This window comes from Rhodococcus sp. 05-2255-3B1, from assembly GCF_002258545.1.
GTDB lineage: Bacteria > Actinomycetota > Actinomycetes > Mycobacteriales > Mycobacteriaceae > Rhodococcoides.
In genome coordinates this window covers 345,093-361,385 of sequence record NZ_NOZC01000027.1, presented here as the reverse complement: position 1 = coordinate 361,385, position 16,293 = coordinate 345,093, and the positions used below count along the sequence as shown (strand labels likewise).

Below are 16,293 nucleotides of genomic sequence, written 5' to 3'. Positions count from 1 at the left end.
ATGCATGACCAGCTCTGTCGACAATCGAAGGAATCTGACGGTCGTCGGTATCGACGGCTCTGTATCGTCGCGAAATGCTCTGGGATGGGCCGCCGCCGACGCGGTCGGTCGAAACACCACGCTGCTCCTCGTCTGTGCAGGCGTGGATCGAGACATCGCACGAGCCGGAGCAGCCAATGCGCACGGCGGTACCGCGTCGGGTGCTCGCGCTCGCGCACGGTCTGCGTTGGCCGCCGCGCGAGTTGTCGCAGAGTCCGTTCTGGGTGACGACGCAGACGTCGAGACAGTACTCGAACCCGGACCACCGGACGAGGTCCTGAACGAGTACGCCGACACTGCCCGGATGCTCGTCCTCGGGTCGCGTCGGAAGGGAAGCGTCGCACGCGCAGTACACGGTTCGGTCAGTACCGATGTCGTCACTCGCGCCCGGTGCCCCGTTGTTGTCGTTCCGCACGGATTCACCCGAGCAACGACCGTGCCCGACGCTGCCGCAGCTGTGGTGGTGGGTGTGAACGGTTCCCCGAAGGACGACGCAGTCCTCGCCGTCGCTTTCGACCAGGCTGCACGACTCGGGGTCCCGCTGCACGCGGTGCACGCGTACGAGGCCACCGAACCACGCGCCGGGTTCGTCCGACACATCGATCTCGGTCCACGCATTCGTCGGAGTTCTGCCCCACAGCGTTGGATCGATCGCCTCGTTGCCTCGTGGTCCGAGAAGTACCCCGACGTCGTGGTCACGACTCATGCGGCACACGACCGCCCGTCACACGCGCTGCTCGAGAACGCGATCGATACACAGCTCGTCGTGGTGGGTGCATGCAGCCGCGGTGCGACCTCGCCGCTGTTCGTCGGATCGACCAGCCGTACGGTGCTTCGTCGCGCCGAAGTCCCGGTCGTCTTCGTGCCTGCGAACGCCGGACAACCTGGATAACGGCATCCCGACTCACCTGGGCGCATCCTTCGCTCGTGAAACCGGTGCAGCCGAGAAGGCGGCGAACTCGGGGCGCAATCGCAACGGCTCGCTCTTCGAAGTCCCGAGGTGGGCGCGATCCGTTCCCGTTCGTCTTTCGCTTTGTCGGTCAGTGACTTTGGGCTCTACCCGGCAGTTCGTCACGGTGTTGTAGTTGTCAGTGGGTCGGCCCGACGGGTCGATCGAGTACACATTCACGAACACGAGGAGGATGTACGATGACCGTTCTCGCCAACCGCACGCCACTGATTCCGTCGTGGCCGGCGCTACCGGACTGGTCGGACCTGATGGCACGATTCGAGGCCATGCCGCCGTGGAGTGCGCTGGAAGGTCACATGATTCGGGTCGAAGAAACCCTGGAGGACGACCGATACGTGCTCCGGGCGGAGCTGCCCGGTATCGATCCGGAACGGGACGTGGACATCAGCGTGCACGACGGCAAGCTCTTCATCAAAGCCGAACGTGCAGAGCAGAAGACGGAGGGCACGCGATCGGAGTTCCGCTACGGCAGCTTCCACCGCACGATCGATCTCCCTGCCGGAGCGAAGGACGACGCAATCGAAGCCACCTACGACAACGGGATTCTGACGGTCGATGTGACACTTGCCGGATCCGAGCCGGACACGCCTGTCCGCCACATCGAGGTCAGGAGCAACGGGGTCCAACCCAACGGGGTCGGAACCAACTGAGGGCGCCGCCGTCCGTCGGCCCGAACCGTGTAGTCGGATGAACCGCGGCCTACAGGCGAGCACCGCGGCCCCTGAACATCGACACTCACCTACTCACTCGAAAGGACTCGAACAATGTCCACAACGACCAGTGAGTCCATGCACGCACATCCCGACATCGCTGCACTGCGCGATCGCTACGACGCGGTGTTCAACAGGCCCGTGGGACAAGTGACAGATGGGCTGCTACTGCTGGCCGGTCTGTACGCGGCGAGCTCGGCCTGGATTCTCGGCCTGGCACCGCTGTCGAGTACAGCCGCCGACGGCCGTGCCGCGTTCGCCATGACCAACCTGATCACCGGTTCTGCGATCGCAGTCCTCGCGCTTGCACTCGGAGCCGCGTACGGACGAATCCACGGGGTGTCCTTCGTGGTGCCGCTCCTGGGGATCTGGCTGATCGTGTCCCCGTGGATCATCGCTGATCTCGAGCGCACGAACGGCATGATCTGGTCCAACGTACTGGTCGGAATCGTCGTGCTCGGGCTCGGCGCAGTTGCAACGGCCATGGGCACAGGACGCTTCACGGGTATGCATCGCAGCGGACGGTAGCCGTCCGCGCGCGGAGGCACCGAATCGACATTTGTACCCATCGCGATCATCGGCTTCCTGCGCGGGTGGTGTCGGCCGACGGGAGCGCGCGGGACCGATGACGCTCTCCCACCACGGCTCGAGCGGACTAGGGTCGCGCCAGACGACGTCCGGTACGGGATCGGCTCGCACAGAATCGAACGATCCAGAGTTGTGCATCGGGCACCTCCGTCGAAAGATCGGGCGGCGAAGACTGGTGTATCCACAGGATGGTCCGGGCCGGCAGGAGGAAAAAGAGCACAAAGTCCCCATTCGCGGAGGTCCGGGCATGGACCGTCCCACCCGCTGCGGTGTCAGACCGGTCCGAGTCGCCCGCTCACTGTTGCCATCCCGAACCGACATCGGTCAGAACCAGCACACACTGTGCGGCCGCCAACAGTCCGAAAGCGACGATCAACAGCAGCGGCGCGCCCACGAACAGGCAGGTCACGAACAGTCCGGAGACCACGACCAACTTGACGAGCGAAGGCGGCGGTTCCATGGCATTCCCCAACGGTCGATTCTGCGTCTCACTGTGACAAACCACGATGGCATCCACACTGCGGTTTGTAGAGAGCACAAAGACCATTCATGGGCTCGACTCGCCCGTGGCACAACGCGTAGACAAACCACGCCCCGAGACTCAGCGGTGAGGCTGCTGCTCGGGCTCAACGCGACGCGGCAACAGTCCCGGATCGGAGCCGTCGGGCCAGATACGGTCCCGTGATGCTGTCCGGGGACGACGCGACTTCGGCGGGCGTTCCGGTAGCAACGACAGTGCCCCCGTTGTCGCCGCCGCCGGGACCGAGATCGATGACCCAGTCGGCGGAGGCTATGGCATCCAGGTCGTGTTCCACCATCACCACGGTGTTGCCTGCATCGACAAGCAAGTGCAGCTGGCGCATGAGCAGGGCGACGTCGGCGGGATGGAGCCCTGCGGTCGGTTCGTCCAGTAGATAGAGGGCAGTACCGCGACGGGTGCGCTGCAATTCGGTCGCGATCTTGATGCGCTGCGCCTCGCCGCCGCTCAGCTCGGTGGCGGGTTGACCGAGTCGAAGGTAGCCGAGCCCGATGTCGTGCAACGTCTCCAGACTGCGGGACACTGCCGCGATATCGGCGAAGAACATCGCTGCCTCGTCCACCGACATGTGCAGTACCTCGGCAATTGTCTTTTTGCGCCAGGTTATTTCGAGAGTTTCCGGGTTGTACCGGTCACCGCGGCAGGTGGGGCAGGGGCCATAGGTGCCGGGGAGGAACAGCAGCTCCACCTCGACGAAACCGTCGCCCTGGCACGTGGGGCATCGTCCCTCCGCGACGTTGAAGGAGAACCGTCCGGGTGCCCATCCGCGGGCCTTGGCCTCGTCGGTGGCGGCGAACAGTTTGCGGACGACGTCGAACATTCCGACGTAGGTGGCCAGAGTCGATCGGGGGGTTCGGCCGATAGGGCGTTGATCCACCCGGACCAGGCGGGTGAACGACTCGATTCCGGAGACCTCGGCCACGTCGACCTCGATCTGTGCGTCATCGTCGTCTGCCGCGGTCTCGAGTCGGTGGCGCGCCACCTCGAACAGGACCTGGCTGACCAGTGTCGACTTACCGGAGCCCGACACACCCGTCACCGCCGTCAGGACCGCGCGTGGGAACTGCGCCGTCAACTCCCGCAGATTGTGCCGGGTGACCCCGGCCAGCGTGAGCCAGCCCTGGGTGGGGCGCGCCTGCCGCTGCACGGATTCCGCTCGACCGAAGAGGTGCCTGCTGGTGACCGACTCCTCGATCTCCTCCAAGCCTGCGACGGGGCCGCTGTACAGCACCCGTCCGCCGCCCTCACCGGCCGCGGGTCCGATATCGACCACCCAATCGGCGCGCCGGACCACGTCCATGTCGTGTTCGACCACGAACAAGCTGTTTCCCGACGCCTTCAGCTGGTCCAGGACGTCGAGCAGCGGCTCGGCATCCGCGGGATGCAGTCCGGCGGACGGTTCGTCCAACACGTACACCACCCCGAACAGACCCGAACGGAGCTGAGTGGCAATTCGCAACCGCTGCGTCTCGCCGGGCGACAGAGTCGTCGAGCTACGCCCGAGCGCCAGATATCCCAAGCCCAAATCGAGCAACACGTCGATCCTGGCCAGCAGATCTGCGGTGATGCGTACCGCCACCTCCGTGGTCTCCCCCGACTGTTCGGCAATGGGGCGCAGTAATGCGGCAAGTTCTGTCAGCGAGAGCGCATTGATCTCGGCGATCGACCGGCCGGCAATGGTGACGGCCAACGCGTCGGCACGCAGTCCGCTGCCGGAGCACATCGGGCAGCGAACGGTCTCGGTGAATTGCAGAGCGCGTTCTCGCATGCGCTCGCTGTTCGAGTCGGTCAGAACGTGCATGACATGGCTGCGGGCGCTCCAGAACTTGCCTTCGTAACTGTGGTCGACTCGTCCCTCCTCCGGTTCGATCCACACCTTGGGGTGCTCGTCGGTGAACAGGAGCCACTCCCGGTCCTTCTTCTTCAGCGTGCGCCACGGCACGTCGATGTCGATCCCCATGCCGGCGACGATGCTGCGCAGGTTCGCCCCCTGCCAGGCACCCGGCCACGCCGCGATCGCGCCCTCCCGAATGCTCAGCGACGGGTCGGGAACCAGCAATTCCGTTGTCACATCGTGGAACTCGCCCAAACCGCCGCATCTCGGGCAGGCACCGGCGACGGTGTTGGGTGAGAACGCTTCCGCCGGGAGCATGGGCGCACCGTCGGGATAGGTACCGGCCCGGGAGTAGAGCATGCGCAGCAGGTTCGACATCGTAGTGATGGTGCCGACGCTGGAGCGCGAGCTGGGCGACCCCCGGCGTTGCTGCAGCGCAACGGCCGGGGGAAGGCCGGTGATGGACGCGACATGAGGTGCGCCCACTTGCTGAAGCAGGCGGCGGGCGTAGGGGGCCACCGACTCGAAATAGCGTCGCTGCGCTTCGGCGTACAGGGTGCTGAAGGCCAGTGACGACTTTCCTGACCCCGACACCCCCGTGAACGCGACAAAGGCATTGCGGGGTATGTCGACATCGACAGCTGCCAGGTTGTGCTCGGTAGCGCCGCGCACACGGACGTACCCGTCCCACGTTGAGTCCGTCACCGAACGAGCCTAGCTGGCTCGCTCGGCCCGAGAGCACAGAAGCGACGAGATGCAGTGCATCGGTGCCATCGTGCCTCAGCGTATATCGAGGGTATCTTTTCGGTAGGTGTGCTCGTCGCGCCGTATGCGACGAGTACGAAGACCGCACAGAGGGAGGCGGCATGGCCGAGGAATACAGCACACGGCCGCTGTTTCGCAACGGTGCCGGCAGCGCCGCGATGATCCTGGGCATCGTGGCCCTGGTCTGCGCGTTCGTACCTTTCATCGGCGACTTCGTCGCTGTCCCAACAGGTGTCGCCGCCGTCGTGTGCGGGTGGGTCGGGGTGAGCCGGGACGAGAAGGGCATGGCGACCAACGGCCGCGAGGCAATGATCGGCGCAGCTCTCGGCGGCGCGGCCATGTTCGTGGTGTTCGTGGCATACGCTGCCACCGTCGTGTGAACGGTGACGGAAGGCGAGTAGTGCCACGAACAGATTCGTTGCTTGCAGGCCTGGCCACCGACCTCATATCAGCGTGCCGATCACGCCGGACCGAAGAGTCGAGGCACTGGAGCGTCCATCGACGAACCGCATCGACATTCGTCACCATCGATGTGAATTCGGTGCCCTGTGCCGCCGGACTCCACAACCGCGCAACGAATTTCGGATCCGACGGTCCCGGAACAGCTTTGCAAGAGACGATGCCGACGCCCCATCCCGAATTCGCGCCGTGATCGAGCAATCTTCCGGTTTGATCGCGGAGAATCCGGTTTCGGTCTTTTTAGCTGATTAACGGCAAGAAGACAGGCCGACTCCGAATATCATCGACCCAGAAGTAATACGTGTTGGGCTTATCAGGATGCCGCGCAACCGAAACAAGCCATCGCACCTCTACGGCCTTGCTTTGCTCGTCGAACTGTTTTCGAATTGCTCCGCCCCCGAGGTACGCGTCACGCCGTGATCGACACCGAGGGCCGAGGAGTAACTGTGGCACAAATTCTTGCTGCGAGACAACGACATCGGGTCCCGGCCGAGCACCGTGTGCTCGGTCTCGACCGTCGCACGTTTCCACCGGCACTCTTCGTCGTCGCGATCTTCGTCGTCTTGACCGTGATCCTTCCCCGTGTCGACGCGGCCATCGGCTGGGACGACCCGGTTCTCGCCGGTGAGCAACTCGCGCTGACGGACTCCATCGTCTTCACACCGACCACCGGCTGGGATGTCGAGGCCGGCTTTCGTGTCGACGACGAAAGCCGTCGTTCCGGTGACGCCACCGTCGCCGGGAAGGGCGTCACGTTCCAGGTCTCGTCGGACACGTTCGAGGGCACACCGGATGAATTGCTGGATCAAGTGGAGAAAGTCACCTCCCGCACCGACGACCCGACCTTCAGAGTCGACGGCGACAGGACCACTCTCACCACGACGTCAGGCGAGAGCGGTGTCGCACAGCCATACAGCAGCGTGACCGGGGACGGTGTGGTTGCAGCATTCGTCATCGCCGGCAGGGGGCTGAAGATCACCGCCTACGGGCCTCCCGCTCAGATGACCGCGGCCGTCGACAACATCCAGACCATGATCGCCAGCATCCGGACCGTCGACAGGAACAACTCATGAGCGAGACCGGCACCGACACCACACACAGCTCCGAGGCCCGCCAACGGCAGGCCAGAGCAATGGAGATCTCCGGCTGGGGTGAACGCTTCCACTTCGTGCAACCCCACAATCTGTGTTTCTGGGTGTTCGTCGTGCTGACCGGCATCGGCGCGTTCCAGGTGTGGGCGTACTTCGCACCCAAAACCGGGTTGTACGCCGACGCCTTCGCGATCTCGGCAGTGCTGTGCGGATTGTGCGGGCTGGCGTGGTTCGCTTGGTTCCGTCATATCGACCGATGGGAACGCCAACCGGGCCGACTCATCCTCGCCGCGCTCCTGTGGGGCGCAATTCCGGCCACCTTTGCATTCGCCCTCACCGCGAACAACGCAATGATCAGCATTTACAACAAGCTTTTCGGTCAAGTGTGGAGTGCCAACTGGGCAGCCGGAGCCACCGCACCGATCACCGAAGAGGCCGCGAAGCTGTGCGGATTCATACTCCTCATGAGCCTTGCGCCGCGGTTGATTCGGACCGCGAACGACGGTCTGATAGTCGGCGCGTTCATCGGGCTCGGATTCGCGATCTTCGAGGACTTCCTCTACGCCGCCAACTCCACAGCTCAGGCCTTCGGTACCGATCCGGTCGACCACGCCGTACAGATGTCGTTCACGCGCATAGCGGTCAGCTTCGTTTCCCACCCGCTGTTCAGCGCCCTCGTCTGCACCGGTGTCATCTACATCCTCGGCACGGCGGCCCAGCCACGCCGGATCGGCCGCGGTGTGGCATTCGTATTGGTCGGAATGTTTCTGCACTTCACCTGGGACGACGCCGGCGGTCTCGGCCGAGGCGGCATCCTCACCTTCCCCGTCATGCTCGGCTCCATCGTGCTCGGGTTCACGGTCTTGACGATCGCGTTCCGGCGAGCAGCACCGCGCGAGTACCAGTTCGTCCGCGACATCCTCGCCCCCGAAGTCGAAGCAGGAACCGTGACCGACGCCGAGGTCGACGGCATCCTGGACAAGAAAGCGCGCAAGGCGTTCATCAAGTCCGCGCCCCACCACAAGTCCCGTCGAGCACGCAAGCACCTACGTCGGGCAATTCTCGACCTCGCGCATGACTTGGCCCATGACAAGGGATCGGACACCGAGGCCGTGCGCCACTCTCGCTCGGAAGTCGAGCGGTTGCGCGTCAAGGCCGGCTGACCCACCGCCGACCGAAAGCACGGCCTGCAGGTCGTCACTGTGCCTCCGGGCCTGGAGGTCCGCCACGACTCGCCCGCCCCCCGGTTCATCCCGAGCAACACGAGTGCTGCCGCCGTCGCCGTGAAGGCGAAGCCAGGTGGTTCCACGGCGCCCCAATTCAGATCGATGGTCGACGCTGTCCGCGCGCGTCATTGTCGTCTCTGCCTGCGAGAGCAAGGTGCACAACAGTTCTCGTGCTGCCGACGCTGTCGGGAAGGTTCTCCCGAACGCACACACCGTCGTCCTGACCGGCTGCAGTCACCACATGCTGCCGATGCTGTCGGCCGGGGAGCTCGGTGCCGTGCTTCTGAGCGCCCGGCACTGACACCTGTTGTCGGACTTATCCAATATTGCGTTCACCGACCGCCGCGCACTGTACGGTGACCGCGGGGATGGGTGCGGCTGTAGAAGAATGTCGGGGGGATCATGACTCTGTTCGGTGTGCTCGATCGCGTATTGACTCGACGACTGCCCCTGGAGCCTCCGGACGATCCCCATGCCGCGATCCTCCCGACCCCGATCGACAACGACGCCTTCTTCCTCACCCCTCCCGGCATCGAGGACCTCGCACACGGCGCGGTGATCCGGCAGCGCACGACCCGCGGTCTGGTGCCCAGGCCGCGAACCGCCCTGCATCAGTTCATGGTTCGATCGACCAACGCGCGAGGTCTACCCGCCGGCGTCACCGCCTCGCTGCTGATCCCGAAGCGGCCGTGGACCGGGCGCGGACCACGGCCGGTCGTCGCCCACAACGTAGCCATCGATTCCCTCGGAGCCAAGAGCACGCCGTCGTACCGGCTCGTGCACGGTGTCGGTGCCGACCTCCCGCCGGTGATGCCGCTCTGGCTCGCCCGCGGATACGCCGTCCTCGTCGCCGATCACCAGGGCCCGCGGATGTCGTACTCCGAAGGCACGATGGCCGGGCATGCCGTCCTGGACTCGCTACGCGGGATGACAGTCGTCGCCCCGGAGCTCGCCGACAGCCCAGTGGTCGCCTACGGCTACAGCGGCGGCGCGATCGCCACCACATGGACCGCGCAGCTGCACCCGAGGTACGCGCCGGACGTGAAGTTGGCCGGTGCCGTCGCCGGTGGAACCCCCACCGACTTCTCGATGCTGCTGGACACCATGAACGGCACCATCGCGGCCGGCCTGCTGGGCGCGGCGAGCATGGGTCTCGCGCGTGAGCACCCCGAGATGGTGGAACTGTTCGGTCCGAAGGCGCTGCTGTTGGCGTCCTGGGTGAAGGACATGTCCGTCCTCCCCCTGGCCCTGGGTGGGTTGGTACGCATGCGAATCGAGGACTTGGCGTCCGAACCCGACCCGTTCGACTCCGACATCGCGCGGCGGGTGATCGCCGCGAACCGTCCGGGTGCCGACGCGCCGACGACGCCGGTCGCGTTCTTCCACGGTTCCGCGAGCAAGTGGATCGGCGATCGCTTCATCCCCGAGGCCGGCGTGACTGCCCTGATCGAACAGTGGCGCAGCAAGGGTGCCAACGTGCACTACGAGCCCGTGGCAGGCGACCACTTCATCGGCGCCATGACTGGGCTGCCATTCGTGTTACGTTGGACCGCAGAGCAATTCGCGGCCAACGGTTCGGGTTAGCTCGCCGAAGCAACATAGCGCTGTGACCTACGGAAATGCGGTGCCCCCAGTCGGACTCGAACCGACACTGTGCGGATTCAGGTCCTTTAAGTGGATTCGCATGAATTTCAAAGGACTCAATATTTGTTTATTTGCAACAGTTTTCGTGCATCGTCGTCCGGACGAGTCCATGCACGATCGTACCGACTTGTGACACTATCGTGACACCGAACTGCCGCCGATCCTCCGACGCCGGACGGTCCTGATCGGTGTCGGACAGCCACGGTATCGGATGGACGGAGAGCGTCCGGCGCACCGACGCTCTGTGCGGACTCGTGACAACGAAACTTATTCGTCGCGAACCCAAATCGCCCTCGTCTCACAGGTGTGGCCCGTTAATCAGAAAAACGCCATGTCGTTTGAGAGACAGTGCATCCCCGGCAGTGGTCCAGGGGGCGCACCGTTCGTTGGTTGTCGTTCCGGTGAACTTCGATCACACGGTCAACAATGCCGACGCCGGGTTGGAGAGAATTGCCGCGGTTCGAGTCAACACCTTGGAGCCGAGTTCCCCGTCGACGAGTCGGTGGTCGAAAGACATCGCCAGTTGCGTAACCTGTCGTATCTCGATTCGGCCGTCGACGACCCACGGTTGAGGACGGATGGCACCGAACGCGAGAATCGCCGCTTCGCCCGGGTTCAGGATGGGCGTGCCGGCGTCGACGCCGAGCGCCCCGATGTTCGTGATCGTCAGTGTGCCGCCGGACATGTCGGCCGGCGGCGTCTTTCCGCTCCGAGCTACCGCGACCAGATCGGCAACCGCATCGGCCAAGCGACGTACATCAAGGGTATGCGCATCCTTGATGTTCGGAACGATCAAACCCCGAGGCGTCGCAGCTGCGATGCCAAGATTGACGTAGTGCTTGAGCACGATCTCCTGCGCTGCATCGTCCCACGTTGCATTGATGTCGGGATGCGCTTGCACGGCCAGGAGGAAGGCCTTGGCCACCAGCACCAGTGGGTTGACTCGGACTCCGGCCCACGACTTGTCGGTCTTGATGTGCGCAAGCAGATCCATCGTCGCCGTGACGTCGACGGTCAGCCACTCGGTGACGTGCGGGGCGGTGAAGGCCGAACTGCACATCGCCTCCGCTGTCATCTTGCGTACACCCCTGATGGGGATCCGTGTTTCCCGAGGTATGGCGGACTCCGTGGGACGAACTGGATTCTGGTTCTGTTGCGGAGTCGCCGCGGATCGGACCTGCTCCGCCGTCACGAGTTCGCCCTCGACTGCGAGCGAATCGATGTCGACGTTCAGTTTTTTGGCGAGCAGTCGGACGGCCGGTGTGGCCCTGGCTCGACTGCGTTGTACTGCAACCGAACTTCGGTCTGGAAGATCGTCGGTTTCCACCGGAGACTGGAAGTCAACCGTTGAGGCTGCAGTGTGCGACGGTCCCGACGCAGCCGAATTCGCCGGTGCCGTCGGCGGCGCAATTCTTCGTCGCCGGGCGGCCGGCTCGTGGGGCCCCGGACCGACCAGAACCTGTGGCTTGTCGTCGTCGACCGACGTCTGTGGTTCGCGATCCGGCGACTGCACGACGATTTCGCGATCCCCCGGGGTGCCCGATCGATCTACCTCCGAACCGATTTCGATCACGACGGTCCCGACTGCGACGGTGTCGCCTTCGTCGGCCAGTAGCCGTTTCACCACCCCGGCATAGGGTGACGGCAACTCGACCGCGGACTTTGCGGTCTCAATTTCTACCAGTACGTCGTTGATCTCGACCGCGTCACCGACCTTCACGTGCCAGGTGCCGATGTCGGCTTCGGTGAGCCCCTCCCCTACGTCGGGGAGCGCGAACTGCTGGATGTTGTTCATGCCTGGCCTCAGAATTTCAGTGATGTGTCGATGGCGTCGAGGATGCGGTCGACGTCGGGAAGGAACTCGTCCTCGACCTTTGCGGGCGGATACGGAAGGTTGTACGCACCGACCCGCAGGACGGGGGCTTCGAGGGCATAGAAGCAGGTCTCGGTGACGGCAGCGGCGATTTCGGCACCGATTCCGAGAAAGGTCGATGCTTCGTGCACCACCACCAGATGCCCTGTCGATTCGGCGCACCGCTTCAACGTTTCGAGGTCGAGGGGTGAGATGGTACGGAGATCGACGACGCCGATGGAGTATCCGTCCTCGGCTGCGGCCTCGGCCGCTGCGAGCGCCGTCTTGACGGTCGGACCGTGGGCGACCAAGGTCAGATCGGTGCCGGTACGCCAGACGCGGGCTCGGTCGAGCGAGGCGGGTTCTGCACCGAGGTCGATCTCGCCTTTGTCCCAGTAGCGCCGTTTGGGCTCGTAGAAGATGACCGGATCGTCGCTGGCTATTGCTGCTCGAAGCATTCGATAGCCGTCGGCCGGGCTGGAGCAGGAGACCACCCTCAGACCCGCGGTGTGCGCGAAGTACGCCTCGTTGGATTCACTGTGATGTTCGACCGCACCGATACCGCCACCGACCGGGATACGGATCACGATGGGCAGGGACGTCCGGCCGCCGGATCGAGCCCGCATCTTGGCCAGTTGGCTGACGATCTGATCGAAGGCCGGGTACACGAAACCGTCGAACTGGATTTCGACCACCGGCCGGTAGCCCCGCAGGGCAAGTCCGATCGCTGTTCCGACGATCGCGGATTCGGCCAGTGGGGTATCGATGACGCGGTCGTCACCGAACTCCTTGTGCAATCCCTCTGTGACCCTGAAGACTCCGCCCAGTACGCCGATGTCCTCGCCGAGCAAAATCACGCGTTCGTCGTCGAGCATGGCTCGCCGTAGTCCTGCGTTCAACGCCTTGCCGAGGGTGGTCGTACTCGTGCCGGGCTGTGTCCGGCTCAGGTGATTGCTTTCGAGTGTCGCGGTCATCAGGAGGTTTCTCCAGCCATCATGGTGTTGTACTTGCGGAGGGCTTGCTTCTCTGCTCGGACGCCGGGATGAGGTTCGGCATAGGCATTGTCGAAGATGCTGTCGAGCTCCGGCGCTCGGATCGCGCGGCACGCTGCACGTACCTCGATGGCCAGCGCGTCAAGCTCTTCGTCCAGTTCGCTGAAGAATTCCGAGGTGGCACCCTGTTCGGCCACAACAACTCCGAGCCGATGCAACGGGTCTCGGCTGGTCCACAGGTCGAGTTCTGCTGCCTCGCGGTACTTCCGGGGGTCGTCGGACGTCGAATGTCCTGCCATTCTGTAGGTGACGGCCTCGATCAATGCCGGGCCCGTGCCCGAACGCACGATGTCCGCGGCGGCCCGAGTCACTTCCAAAACCGCAAGCGCGTCGTTACCGTCGACGAAAAAGGTACGCAGTCCGAAACCTGCTGCCCGCTGGTGCACGGGGGCTGCGTACTGGAGGTCGGTTGGGGTGGAGATGGCCCACTGATTGTTCTGGCAGATGAACAGGACGGGAAGGCTGCGGGCGGCGGCCCAGTTGAATGCCTCGCTCACATCGCCCTGGCTTGCCGCGCCGTCACCGAAATATGTTGCGACGATCGAGTTTCCGCCGGACAGCTTGCATCCGAGCGCATATCCGTTGGCGTGCAGGGTCTGAGTGCCCAGAACCAACGAGTTGTAATGGAAGTTGTATCGTTCGGGGTCCCAGCCTGCGTGCGTCGCTCCTCGCCATTGGCTGAGGATTTCGGTCGGTGTTATCCCTCGAACCATGGCGGCGGCATGTTCCCGATAGGACGGGAAGACGAAGTCTCGATCGTCGAGTGCGTACATCGATGCAACCTGTGCGGCTTCCTGACCCCAGCTCTGCAGCCACAGTCCAAGCTCGCCCTGCCGCTGAAGGGCGAGCGCTTCCTGATCGAACCTCCGCGCTCTTGCCATGTCGCGGTACATCTTTCGCGCCACTTCTGGATCGACAGCGTGGCGAACACCGGCCTTGGTCAGGCTGCCGTCAGCGCGAACGAATTGCGTCATCGTCGCGGTATTCGGCCGGGTTTCGACCTCTAACTCACGACGGTCCTCGGTCGAGATGATGTCACTCATCGAATGGTCCTAACGTACTGGCAGGTGCGGGATCGGAGATGATGCGAAGAAGGTTCGGCCGTGCGGCCGTTTCGGGGCCTGTCGCCCTGACGGGACAGTCGTCAGGAACCGTTGCGGCACAGAACGTGTGTGCTCACGCCGCCACCACAGGTTCGATCTCCGACAAGGAAACCGACCATACCGATGGCATGCTCTGGAACGTTCTGGCCACGACGTCGGCTTGGCAGCGCTCGGCCGTGAACGTCGCCGTGAAGATGCGCTGCGGGCCGCTGAGCGCGGATAGATGAGCCTCGTCCGGCGAGATCGCGCGCCGATGCAGTACCGAGGCCATCGATAGAAGATCAGATTTCGTTCTGTCGGAATAGATTTCGACAGAGATCGTAAAGGTCCGGTGGCTGGACATCAGGCGTCAATTCAGAGATCGCGGCGCGAGGGCGCTACACGCCGTCTGGCCTGCGATCGACGGCGCCCTGACCCCGGGAGATGAGGCGGTGATCGGCCACGAACGCGGCGAGGGAGAACATGGTTCGGAGAACCGTAATTCTTTCGCTGTCTGCCGCATCGAGAACATTCGTCCCGACGAGGCCTTCCGACGCGACACGAGCTGGGTTTCACTGTCGTGGGTCACGACGATCCTTTCTGTCGACGCGCCTCCCGTGGTGCGGTGTGGCGGGTCAGTGCTGACCGGGTAGGTTTGCACTTTGATACTGCGATCATGCTGATTGGACGCGCTGTGGTCAAGCCATTACGGAGTAACATAGCTTTTCGGATAGCTACTTCAGGTATAGCGCACAGGGAGGTTGTCAAGGTGAACAGCATCGATCGTCTCGACGTCGAAATCATCGGGATGTTGACCACCAATGCCCGGGCGGGCGTGGCGGACATTGCGACCGAGCTGGGTATCAGCCGGGCGACGGTACACACGCGTCTGCGAAGGCTCGAGGAACACGACATTCTGACGGGATTTCGTCCCATCGTGAATCTGTCCGCAGTGGGGGTGCCGGTCCAGGCGTCCATCAGCCTGGAGATCGATCAGCGCAAGCTGGCGACGGTGGTCGAGGGACTCACCGAGCTGCCGGAAGTTCTCGAGGTCAAGATCCAAGCAGGTCGCGAAGACGTGGTGGCACACGTTGCCATCAGTTCGCTTGCAGCACTACAGGTGCTGACCGCATCCATCGTCGATATCGACGGCGTGCGAAAGACGACTTCGGAATTCTCGGTGGCGACACCGACCCCGTACCGAGTCCAACCGCTGCTCGAACACATCACGGCACAGTCCGGTTGGGGACGCTCGACGCCGGCTGTGCGCTGACGGAAATACCCGAAGCCGCTCCGATTCGACGTTCGTCACCTTCCGATCGCGGGTACCGCTCAGTTCGAATGCTCTTCGGAATGCGGGGGCAAGATCATCTTCTGCTCGCCCAGCCGCACTCCGGACCTGTCCATCCAGTAGCGACGCACTACGTCCCGGCCCACACTGACGTCGAGGGCACGTATCCCGTCGAGTTCGCCCAAGCCGACGACGATGAACTGCGCCAGCTCGTTCTCGTTTCGGAAGACGCCGCTGTAGACCACCGACGCGGACCCGGTGACCATGGACACCATGCGGGAGGACGGATGCGCGGTCAAGCCTTCCAGAACCGCGGGGATGGCCCTCGGATCCACTTGCATGGCGATGATGACGTTCAGGCCGTAACCCAGTGCCGCCGGCTCGATCTCGACCCGTGGCGAGACGGCACCCGATTGCAACAGCGTCTGGATCGTTCGGTATACCGTGGACGAGCTGACCGACAGGGTCCGAGCCAACTCCCCTGACGACACCCGGATATCCGAGCCGAGCCGGCGCAGAATCCGATACTCGAGACCGGACAGTTCGGAAATGTCGGCAAACGGTTCACGAACGACAGGCTCGCAGAATTGCTCCAATTTCGTCACCTGCGCCTCGCTCAGCCTGTTCAATCTCCACGATTGACCGACCTTGGTCGTCTTCAGGACGAGGTGAGTTTGAATCGACGAGATACCAGGGATGGCAGGAATGACCGACGTCGTCAGGTTCTGTATGTCCGAACCCCGAAGCGGGTAGATGTCGGCGTAGATGTCGATACTGCCGGTGGTGAGAATCAGGAACTGAATCTCGTTGAACCGACGAAGCTCGTCGAGCACCTTGCGGGTGCACCCGGGATGGCATCGAATCCACAGTTGACTGGGCATACCGTCGGTCACCAAGGGCCAGTCGTAGCGTCCGATCAAGCGCACCAGCTTGCTGTCGATCAAGTGCAGTATCTGTCGTGTGAGGGTGCTGCGCGGGATGTCGAGCACCTCGGCGAGCGCACTGTGTGGCGCACGTGGGGCCACCTGTAGCGCGGCGATGATGTCGAGCTGGGTTGGGGTCAGCAGCGACTGTGCGGTGTCTGCCGGTGGAATCTGCGCGTGCGGTACGACCATGCTCTGACACTACCCAGAATCAGACCATGCGCGAACG

Annotated in this window: 16 protein-coding genes; 9 read left to right on the top strand and 7 right to left on the bottom strand. The window is 63.6% G+C overall.

All coding sequences use genetic code 11. The annotated features are described in order from the left end of the window. The first annotated feature begins 4 nt into the window (after window positions 1-4). The 3 genes from CH249_RS16460 to CH249_RS16450 all read left to right on the top strand — a co-directional run bounded on the left by CH249_RS16460 (window position 5) and on the right by CH249_RS16450 (window position 2,247). Window positions 5-931, top strand: a complete 927-nt coding sequence (locus tag CH249_RS16460; RefSeq protein ID WP_143544515.1) for a universal stress protein — start codon at window positions 5-7, stop codon at window positions 929-931. 257 nt (window positions 932-1,188) lie between these two features. Further along, the gene (locus CH249_RS16455; RefSeq protein ID WP_045196189.1) at window positions 1,189-1,659 is read left to right on the top strand and encodes an Hsp20/alpha crystallin family protein; all 471 of its coding nucleotides are present in this window, start codon (window positions 1,189-1,191) and stop codon (window positions 1,657-1,659) included. 114 nt (window positions 1,660-1,773) lie between these two features. After that, window positions 1,774-2,247, top strand: a complete 474-nt coding sequence (locus CH249_RS16450) for an SPW repeat protein (protein ID WP_179273276.1) — start codon at window positions 1,774-1,776, stop codon at window positions 2,245-2,247. Window positions 2,248-2,602: 355 nt separating this feature from the next. Here the strand turns inward: CH249_RS16450 and CH249_RS27990 are convergent, their stop codons facing one another. Both CH249_RS27990 and uvrA read right to left on the bottom strand, forming a co-directional pair. Further along, the gene (locus CH249_RS27990; RefSeq protein ID WP_155290795.1) at window positions 2,603-2,767 is read right to left on the bottom strand and encodes a hypothetical protein; all 165 of its coding nucleotides are present in this window, start codon (window positions 2,765-2,767) and stop codon (window positions 2,603-2,605) included. Between the two features lie 166 nt (window positions 2,768-2,933). Further along, a complete protein-coding gene (gene uvrA / locus CH249_RS16445) occupies window positions 2,934-5,384 on the bottom strand; it encodes an excinuclease ABC subunit UvrA (protein ID WP_094683285.1) in 2,451 nt (816 codons plus the stop codon). A gap of 161 nt (window positions 5,385-5,545) precedes the next feature. Between uvrA and CH249_RS16440 the strand changes: the two genes are divergently transcribed. The 5 genes from CH249_RS16440 (at window position 5,546) to CH249_RS16420 (ending at window position 9,804) form a co-directional block, all read left to right on the top strand. Next, window positions 5,546-5,824 (top strand): hypothetical protein, encoded by a 279-nt coding sequence (locus CH249_RS16440; protein ID WP_032394877.1) that lies wholly within the window; start codon window positions 5,546-5,548, stop codon window positions 5,822-5,824. A gap of 525 nt (window positions 5,825-6,349) precedes the next feature. Further along, entirely contained in the window at window positions 6,350-6,976 is a 627-nt protein-coding gene (locus CH249_RS16435; protein ID WP_143544513.1) for a hypothetical protein, read from the top strand. Next, on the top strand, window positions 6,973-8,157 hold the full coding sequence (locus CH249_RS16430) for a PrsW family intramembrane metalloprotease (protein ID WP_094645536.1): 1,185 nt from the start codon (window positions 6,973-6,975) through the stop codon (window positions 8,155-8,157). Before CH249_RS16435 ends, CH249_RS16430 begins: the two co-directional genes overlap by 4 nt. A 136-nt stretch (window positions 8,158-8,293) precedes the next feature. Beyond that, a complete protein-coding gene (locus CH249_RS16425; RefSeq protein WP_094645537.1) occupies window positions 8,294-8,521 on the top strand; it encodes a hypothetical protein in 228 nt (75 codons plus the stop codon). Window positions 8,522-8,622: 101 nt separating this feature from the next. Continuing rightward, on the top strand, window positions 8,623-9,804 hold the full coding sequence (locus CH249_RS16420) for a lipase family protein (RefSeq protein ID WP_094683284.1): 1,182 nt from the start codon (window positions 8,623-8,625) through the stop codon (window positions 9,802-9,804). A 472-nt stretch (window positions 9,805-10,276) separates the two neighbouring features. On the opposite strand, the gene CH249_RS16415 is transcribed toward CH249_RS16420, so the two are convergent. The 4 genes from CH249_RS16415 to CH249_RS16400 form a co-directional block, all read right to left on the bottom strand. Further along, window positions 10,277-11,659 (bottom strand): dihydrolipoamide acetyltransferase family protein, encoded by a 1,383-nt coding sequence (locus CH249_RS16415; protein ID WP_094683283.1) that lies wholly within the window; start codon window positions 11,657-11,659, stop codon window positions 10,277-10,279. Between the two features lie 8 nt (window positions 11,660-11,667). Continuing rightward, window positions 11,668-12,690 carry an alpha-ketoacid dehydrogenase subunit beta gene (locus CH249_RS16410; protein ID WP_094645572.1) on the bottom strand — a complete coding sequence of 341 codons (1,023 nt, stop codon included), beginning with the start codon at window positions 12,688-12,690 and terminating at the stop codon, window positions 11,668-11,670. Continuing rightward, complete coding sequence (locus CH249_RS16405; protein WP_256981014.1) at window positions 12,690-13,811, bottom strand: thiamine pyrophosphate-dependent enzyme; 1,122 nt, start codon at window positions 13,809-13,811, stop codon at window positions 12,690-12,692. The genes CH249_RS16410 and CH249_RS16405 overlap by 1 nt, the downstream gene beginning before the upstream one ends. Window positions 13,812-13,944: 133 nt before the next feature. Beyond that, window positions 13,945-14,142: a hypothetical protein gene (locus CH249_RS16400; RefSeq protein WP_094645573.1), complete on the bottom strand. Its 198-nt coding sequence runs from the start codon at window positions 14,140-14,142 to the stop codon at window positions 13,945-13,947. Between the two features lie 477 nt (window positions 14,143-14,619). Here CH249_RS16400 and CH249_RS16395 point away from each other — a divergent pair, with 477 nt between their 5' ends. Next, the gene (locus CH249_RS16395; RefSeq protein WP_179272713.1) at window positions 14,620-15,123 is read left to right on the top strand and encodes an Lrp/AsnC family transcriptional regulator; all 504 of its coding nucleotides are present in this window, start codon (window positions 14,620-14,622) and stop codon (window positions 15,121-15,123) included. A 59-nt stretch (window positions 15,124-15,182) separates the two neighbouring features. Here the strand turns inward: CH249_RS16395 and CH249_RS16390 are convergent, their stop codons facing one another. Then, window positions 15,183-16,256, bottom strand: a complete 1,074-nt coding sequence (locus CH249_RS16390) for an Lrp/AsnC family transcriptional regulator (RefSeq protein ID WP_094683282.1) — start codon at window positions 16,254-16,256, stop codon at window positions 15,183-15,185. Window positions 16,257-16,293: the final 37 nt, after the last annotated feature.

Bases quoted from the DNA above. Each gene is read 5' to 3' on its own strand.
- CH249_RS16400 (WP_094645573.1), bottom strand. From the start codon at position 14,142: ATGGCCTCGGTACTGCATCGGCGCGCGATCTCGCCGGACGAGGCTCAT.
- CH249_RS16410 (WP_094645572.1), bottom strand. From the start codon at position 12,690: ATGACCGCGACACTCGAAAGCAATCACCTGAGCCGGACACAGCCCGGC.
- CH249_RS16460 (WP_143544515.1), top strand. From the start codon at position 5: ATGACCAGCTCTGTCGACAATCGAAGGAATCTGACGGTCGTCGGTATC.
- CH249_RS16415 (WP_094683283.1), bottom strand. From the start codon at position 11,659: ATGAACAACATCCAGCAGTTCGCGCTCCCCGACGTAGGGGAGGGGCTC.
- CH249_RS16440 (WP_032394877.1), top strand. From the start codon at position 5,546: ATGGCCGAGGAATACAGCACACGGCCGCTGTTTCGCAACGGTGCCGGC.
- CH249_RS16430 (WP_094645536.1), top strand. From the start codon at position 6,973: ATGAGCGAGACCGGCACCGACACCACACACAGCTCCGAGGCCCGCCAA.
- CH249_RS16405 (WP_256981014.1), bottom strand. From the start codon at position 13,811: ATGAGTGACATCATCTCGACCGAGGACCGTCGTGAGTTAGAGGTCGAA.
- CH249_RS27990 (WP_155290795.1), bottom strand. From the start codon at position 2,767: ATGGAACCGCCGCCTTCGCTCGTCAAGTTGGTCGTGGTCTCCGGACTG.
- CH249_RS16450 (WP_179273276.1), top strand. From the start codon at position 1,774: ATGTCCACAACGACCAGTGAGTCCATGCACGCACATCCCGACATCGCT.
- CH249_RS16455 (WP_045196189.1), top strand. From the start codon at position 1,189: ATGACCGTTCTCGCCAACCGCACGCCACTGATTCCGTCGTGGCCGGCG.
- CH249_RS16420 (WP_094683284.1), top strand. From the start codon at position 8,623: ATGACTCTGTTCGGTGTGCTCGATCGCGTATTGACTCGACGACTGCCC.
- CH249_RS16390 (WP_094683282.1), bottom strand. From the start codon at position 16,256: ATGGTCGTACCGCACGCGCAGATTCCACCGGCAGACACCGCACAGTCG.